Here is a 6,798-nt window from a genome sequence, read left to right as displayed (position 1 = left end):
GCCTCCCGTCCGTCTGTGCGTGCGTCCACGCGCGCGTGCACGGCGCGCGTTCCGTCCCATCGCGCGCGTAGTAGGAAGCGGATTCGCGCGTAGGAGGGCGGAAGAAACGGCCTCCTACGCGCGAAACTGCCTCCCACGCGCGGAACAGCCCACCACGCACGGATCAGCACCGCGCGCGGAACAGCCCACCACGCGCGGAACAGCACCGCGTGCGGGCTAGAGCGAGTCGCGGAACTCCGTCACGAGGTGGCGGACGACCTCGCGCAGGTCGCCGCCGTGCTCCTGCGCGACCGCGAGCTGCCGCTGGTAGGACGCGCCGCGCTCGATCATCGTGTCGAGGTGGTGGAGCTCCTCCTGGCAGCCGAGTCGCTCGGCCACCGGGTCGAGCAGCTGCACGAGGTCGTGCACCTCGTCGGTGACGAGCCGCTCGTCGCCGGCGGTGTTCGTGATGATCTCGGCCTCCATGCCGTACCGAGCGGCACGCCACTTGTTCTCGCGGATGAACCAGGGCTGCATGGTCGGCAGGGTCTCGCCGGCGTCGAGCCGGTCGGACATCGACGTGACGAGGCACTGCACGAGCGCCGTCACCGCGCCGACCTCGTGCAGGGTGGAGATGCCGTCGGACACGCGGTTCTCCAGCGTGCCCCAGCCCGGTGACGGCCGGACGTCCCACCGCAGGTCCTTCACGCCGTCGATGACGCCGGTGCGGGTGAGGTCGTCGACGACCTCCTCGAAGTTCGCCCAGGCGCCGAGCTGCGGGGGCAGGCCGCCGGTCGGGAGCTGCTGGAACATGAGCGCACGGTTCGACGCGTACCCGGTGTCGATGCCGGCCCAGAACGGGCTCGACGCGGTGAACGCCTGCAGGTGCGGCACGTAGGCGAGCATCGCGCCGAGGATGGGCAGCGCCTTGTCGCGGTCGTCGATGCCGACGTGCACGTGGACGCCCCAGATGAGCATCTGCCGCCCCCACCAGCGCGTGCGGTCGATGAGCGTCGTGTAGTGCTCGCTGTCCGGGGTGATCTCCTGCTGGTCCCACACGGCGAACGGGTGGGTGCCGGAGCACATCACCTGGGCGTCGAGCGGCTCGGCGGCGTCGATGACCTCGCCGATGATGCCGGACAGCTCGCTCGTGGCGTCCCGCACCCGCGAGTGCACGCTCGAGACGACCTCGACGGTGTTCGTCAGGAGCTCCTCGGTGACGCGCTCGCGGTCACCGAGCCGCTCGTGGACGGCCGCGATCACGGCGGGGGCGCGGGGCGTGAGGTCGCCGGTCGCGCGGTCGACCAGGGGGAGCTCCCACTCCACGCCGATGGTCGACGGGCGGGACTCGGTGAAGCGGATGTCCATGCTGTACATCCTGCCCGGAAGGTTGTCGGACACGCACAACGAAGGCGGATCCCGGTCGTGCGGATCCGATCCACAGTAGTTCCACAGTGGGCGTACCGTTGATATGTCGAAGAAGGAAGAGGTACGCATGCAGTTGGTCGTGCGCGGCACGTCCGCACCGCTCGTGGGAGCGCTGGACATCCCGGTCTCGAAGTACCACGCGCACCGTGCCCTGGTGCTCGCGTCGCTGGCGAAGGGGACGAGCATCGTCTCCGGCATCAGCGCCACCCGCCAGGTCGAGTGGACCGTCGGTACCCTCCGTGCCCTCGGTGTCGACGTCAAGCGTCGCGGGGACGAGTACCACGTGACCGGGCTCGGCGGCCGGTACGAGGCGACCGACGTCGTCGACCACGGGTCCCGCGGTGCCGACGGCATCCTCAACATGGGGTCCTCGGGCACGACGCTCTACTTCATGACCGGCCTGGCGTCGCTCGCGGACGAGCCGATGACGCTCTCCGGCATGAAGTACTTCCAGCGCCGGCCGATCAAGGCGCTGCTCACCTCGCTCACGCAGATGGGCGTCGAGCTCGAAGCGACGAACGACTGCCCGCCCGTCACGGTCCAGCCCCGCCGACCCCGCGGCGGTGACGTCTCGATCGCCGGCACGCTGTCCCAGTGGGTGTCCGGCCTGCTCCTGGTCGCACCGTTCGCCGAGCAGGAGACCCGGATCCACATCACCGGGGGCCGGCTCAACGAGCAGCCCTACGTCGAGCTCACCGTGCGCATGATGCGGCAGTTCGGGCTGACCGTCGAGGTCTCCGACGACTGGCTCGAGTACCGGATCCCGGCGGGCCAGCAGGCGACCCCGCACGACTACGTCATCCCGCCGGACATCGGCTCGGCCGCGTTCGGCATCGCCGCGGCGGGCATCCGCGAGTCGGACCTGCTGCTCCGCGGTGTGACGGCCACCACGACCGCCGAGACGGACCACCCGGAGAGCGAGTTCCTCGACCTCGCGACGGCGATGGGCGTGCCGATGCGCATCGACGAGGAGACCGGCTTCGTCCGGATCCAGCACGACGGCTCGCCCCTGCGCGCCCTCGACATCGACTGCCAGCCGATCCCGGACCTGCTGCCGGTGCTCTCGACCATGGCGACCTTCGCCGAGGGCACGACGCGGCTCTGGAACGTGGCGCACATCCGCCTGAAGGAGTCCGACCGGGTCGCCGCGATGCTCCAGCTGAACCGTCTGGGCGGCCGCGCCGAGCAGGGCGCGGACGAGCTCCGCGTCACCGGCGTGCGGCCCGGCGACCTGCGGGGCGCGCCGATGTCCTCGTTCAACGACCACCGCGTGCTCATGTCGCTGGCCGTCGCCGCCTCGAAGGCCGAGGGGACGTCGGCGCTCACCTACCCGCGGGCCTACCGGATCTCGTACCCGACGTTCCTCGAGGCGATGAACTCGGTCGGACTCGACATGGAGGTCGGCGACGGCCTCGCCGCACGGGCCGCCCGCGACGACCGGATCGACGCCGCCGACGCCGCCGGCGAGCGCACCGACCTCGGTGAGGGCACCGACCTCGGTGAGGGCACGGACCTCGGTGAGCACACCCGCCCGGGCGACCGTTCCGGCGTCGGTGCGCAGCCTGACGACGCCGCGGGTCCGGAACTGCCCGAGCTCGCCGGCGTCGACGCCGACCCGCTGGTGCTCAGCGAGAAGGTCCGCGCGCTCGCGACGAGCGACCCCGACGGCCTCGCCGTCATCGAGGTGGGCGGAGCGGCTCCCGTGGACACCACGTGGCGGGAACTGCAGGACGAGGCCGACAAGGTCTCCGCGCTCCTGCTCGAGCTCGGCGTCCGCCGGGGCGAGTCGGTCGCCATGCAGCTGCCGAACTGGCGCGAGTTCGTGTCGATCACGCTCGGTGCGATCCAGATCGGCGCGGTGGCGACGCCGATCATGCCGGTCTTCGGCCCGCGTGAGACGACGATGACCCTCGCTCGGTCGCGCGCCCGGGTCGTGTTCCTGCCGAACGTGTTCCGGAAGCGCCGCCCGGCGCTCGAACTCCTCGACGTCATCGACGAGGCGAAGGCGCAGCACCGCCGCCTGTCCGTCGAGCACGTCATCGTGCTCCGTGCCGAGGCGCGCGGCCGCGCGGACACCCCGACGAACCAGCCGCCGCTGCCCGCGGACGCCCTGGACCGGGTGGCCGCCAGCGACTGGCACTGGCGGTACTGGGACACCGCGATCGACGCGGTCCAGGTGGACGTCGACCAGATCACCTCGCACGCGCCCGGCCCCGACGACGTCTGCCAGCTCCTGTTCACGAGCGGCACGACGGGGGAGCCGAAGGGCGTGCAGCACCCGCACCGCACCCTCGGCCTGGCGACCGCGATGCACGTCGCGCAGTCCGGCCTGACGAGCGAGGACCGGATCTACATCCCGTCGCCGCTCGCCCACCAGACCGGGTTCCTCTACGGCATGCTGCTCGCGTTCCGGCTCGGTGCGCCGCAGGTCATCCAGCCGGTGTGGGACGGCACCGTCGCGCTCGAGCAGGCGTTCGGCGTCGCGAAGGCGTCGTTCGTGCAGTGCGCGACCCCGTTCCTGACCGACCTCGTCGACCTGGTCGAGGCCGGCGCCCCGGCTCCCGAGAGCCTGCGCGTGTTCGTGCCGACCGGTGCGGCCGTCCCGCGGGCGCTGGCCCAGCGGGCGAGCACGGTGCTCGGCAGCGCGATCCTCGGTGCGTTCGGCACGAGCGAGACCTGCCTCGGGGCGCTGTCCAGCCCGTCCGACGACCCGACGGACGCGTACGGGCACGACGGCCGCGCCCTGCCGGGCATCCGGATCCGCATCGTCGACGACGAAGGCCACGAGCTCCCGGCCGACACCGAGGGCAACTTCGAGCTGCTCTCGCCGACGATGTTCGACGGCTACCTCGACCGCCAGGACCTGACCGACGACGTCTTCACCGAGGACGGCTGGTACCGGACGGGGGACCTGGCGAAGGTCGACGCCAAGGGCTTCCTGTCGATCACCGGCCGGGTGAAGGACGTCATCAACCGCGGTGGCGAGAAGATCCCCGTGGTCGAGATCGAGAACCTGCTCTACCAGCACCCCCTCGTCACGGACGTCGCGATCGTGGCGATGCCCGACGAGCGGCTGGGCGAGCGGGCCTGCGCGTTCGTCGTGCCGGCTGCCGGAGCCGACCGGCTCGACTTCGCGTCGATGCAGCAGGCGCTCGACAAGGCGGGTGTGAGCAAGTACTACTGGCCGGAGCGACTCGAGTACATCGACGAGCTGCCCCGCAACGCGGTCGGCAAGGTGCAGAAGAACGTCCTGCGGGACCAGGCAGCGGCACTCGTCGCGACGAAGGAGAACGAGACACGATGACGATGGTCACGGAGCCGGACACCGAGACGGCCTTCCAGCAGCTCAAGGCCGAGGTCACCGAGTGGGTCCGCGGCCGCGGTGAGGAGTGGGCGGAGGAGATCGAACGCACCGGCCAGGTCGCCCCCGAGCTCTTCCAGGAGCTCAAGGACAAGGGCTGGCTGTCGCTCGCGGCACCGACCGAGCTCGGCGGACGGGCCATCCCGTTCTCGCGCTACCTCGAGATCATGGAGATCGTCTCGCGTTCACACGCGTCGATCCGGATGCTCGTGCACGTCATCAACGGCACGTGGCGCGCGATGGCCCCCTACGCGACGCCGGAGCAGATCGAGCACGTCGTCAAGCCCTCCGTCGCGGGCGACGCGCTCGTCGCGTTCACCCTGACCGAGGCGACGGCCGGCACCGGCGCGGACATCCGCACCACCGTCCGCCGCGAGGGCGACACGTACGTCATGAACGGCGAGAAGCACCTCATCACGTTCGGGGTCAAGGCCGACTACTGGCTCATCGCCGCCCGCCTCGAGGGCACCACCGGCCAGGACGGCACGGTCGCGTTCCTCATGCCGAACAGCGGGCTGCCGGGCGCCGAGGTGATCGACGACTCGGACACCATGGGCATCCGCGGCACCGACCACGCGATCCTCCGCTTCACCGAGACGCCGATCCCGGCCTCGGCCCGCCTGGGCGAGGAGGGCCAGGGCCTCGAGGTCGCACTCGGCGGCTTCCTGCTGCCGAGCCGCGTCTCCGTCGCGATGAGCGCCGTCGGCCTCGCCGAGCGGGCGAACGAGCTCGCCGTCGAGTACGCGAACAAGCGCGAGACCTTCGGCAAGCAGCTCTCCAGCCGCCAGGCGATCCAGTTCTACCTGGCCGAGAACTACGCCGACATCGCCGCCGCCCGCGCCCTGGTGCTCGAGGCCGCACGCGCCTACGAAGAGGGGCGCCCCGACGCCGGCACGTTGTCGAGCGCCTCGAAGATGGTCGCCGTCGACATGCTCGCCCGCGTCACCGACAAGGCGCTGCAGGTGCACGGCGGCCAGGGCTACTGGAAGCGCAACGCGATCGAGCGCGTCTACCGCGACGCGCGCGCGCAGCGCTTCGAAGAGGGCACCAACGAGATCCAGAAGCTGGTCGTCGGCCGCGCCGTCGTGACCGGCGCGGCCGGGTTCTAGGACGCCACCACCCACCGGACGGGAGGCCCGTGGCGGGCCCGCCCCGCGCCTCCCGTCCGATCCCACGCACTCCCCGACACAGGCAGAGGACAGCAGTGACCGACAGCACCAACGCACCCATCGCGCTCATCACGGGCGCCTCGCGCGGCATCGGCCGCCTGCTCGCGCAGAAGCTCGGCCAGCGCGGCGTCACCGTCGTGGTGACGTACAAGGGCAACGCCGACCTGGCCGAGGAGTCCCTGGCCGACGTCAGGGCCGCCGGCGGCGACGGCATCACCGCCCAGGTCGACATCGAGCAGCCGGAGTCGATCGACGCCCTGTTCGACCTGGTGCGCGACACCTACGGCCGCCTCGACTACTTCGTCGCGAACGCTGCCGCCAGCGCGTTCAAGCCCGTCGCCGACCTCAAGCTGCACCACCTCGACCGCAGCTACGCCACGAACGCCCGCTCGTTCGTGCTCGGCGCCCAGCGCGCCGCGGAACTCATGGACCGGGGTGGCCGCATCGTCGTCGTGACCTCGTACGGATCGCTCCGGGCGTTCCCGACCTACGCCGCGCTCGGTGCCGCCAAGGCGATGAGCGAGTCCTACATGCAGTACATGGCGGTCGAGTTCGGGCCGCGCCAGATCACCGTCAACGCGGTGAACGGCGGCCTCATCGACACCGACTCGCTCGACTACTTCTACAACTCGGTGCCGGGGATGGCGCCGATGGACTCGGTGCTGTCGAAGCTGCCGCTGCAGCGCCCGGGCACCGCCGACGACATGGCGGACGCGGTCGACTTCCTGCTGTCCGACAAGGCGTCCTACATCACCGGGCAGACCCTCTCGGTCGACGGCGGACTCACCGTGGTCGCGCCGCCGTTCTGGGCGGACACGACGTCGCCCCTTCGCGACGCGGTGCTGCCTCCGGCAGAGTAGG

General features: G+C 71.1%; 4 protein-coding genes. 3 read left to right on the top strand and 1 reads right to left on the bottom strand.

The window, feature by feature from the left end; translation table 11 throughout:
• Positions 1–216: 216 nt before the first annotated feature.
• Entirely contained in the window at positions 217–1,356 is a 1,140-nt protein-coding gene (locus BIU97_RS05270) for a glutamate--cysteine ligase (protein WP_217639468.1), read from the bottom strand.
• A 118-nt stretch (positions 1,357–1,474) separates the two neighbouring features.
• Here BIU97_RS05270 and aroA point away from each other — a divergent pair, with 118 nt between their 5' ends.
• The 3 genes from aroA (at position 1,475) to BIU97_RS05255 (ending at position 6,797) form a co-directional block, all read left to right on the top strand.
• Complete coding sequence (gene aroA / locus BIU97_RS05265) at positions 1,475–4,711, top strand: 3-phosphoshikimate 1-carboxyvinyltransferase (RefSeq protein WP_071253925.1); 3,237 nt, start codon at positions 1,475–1,477, stop codon at positions 4,709–4,711.
• Positions 4,708–5,877 (top strand): acyl-CoA dehydrogenase family protein, encoded by a 1,170-nt coding sequence (locus tag BIU97_RS05260; RefSeq protein WP_071253813.1) that lies wholly within the window; start codon positions 4,708–4,710, stop codon positions 5,875–5,877. The genes aroA and BIU97_RS05260 overlap by 4 nt, the downstream gene beginning before the upstream one ends.
• A gap of 95 nt (positions 5,878–5,972) precedes the next feature.
• Positions 5,973–6,797 carry an SDR family oxidoreductase gene (locus BIU97_RS05255; RefSeq protein ID WP_071297192.1) on the top strand — a complete coding sequence of 275 codons (825 nt, stop codon included), beginning with the start codon at positions 5,973–5,975 and terminating at the stop codon, positions 6,795–6,797.
• The last annotated feature ends 1 nt before the right edge of the window (position 6,798 follow it).

Origin of the sequence: Curtobacterium sp. MCBA15_009, from assembly GCF_001864895.1 — a bacterium.
GTDB lineage: Bacteria > Actinomycetota > Actinomycetes > Actinomycetales > Microbacteriaceae > Curtobacterium.
The sequence above is the reverse complement of the archived record's forward strand: the minus strand, read 5'-3'. Positions and strand labels throughout refer to the sequence as shown.

What these genes read in the sequence shown, in the direction of transcription:
- BIU97_RS05270 (WP_217639468.1), bottom strand. Translation starts at nt 1,356, where the DNA reads ATGTACAGCATGGACATCCGCTTCACCGAGTCCCGCCCGTCGACCATC.
- aroA (WP_071253925.1), top strand. Translation starts at nt 1,475, where the DNA reads ATGCAGTTGGTCGTGCGCGGCACGTCCGCACCGCTCGTGGGAGCGCTG.
- BIU97_RS05260 (WP_071253813.1), top strand. Translation starts at nt 4,708, where the DNA reads ATGACGATGGTCACGGAGCCGGACACCGAGACGGCCTTCCAGCAGCTC.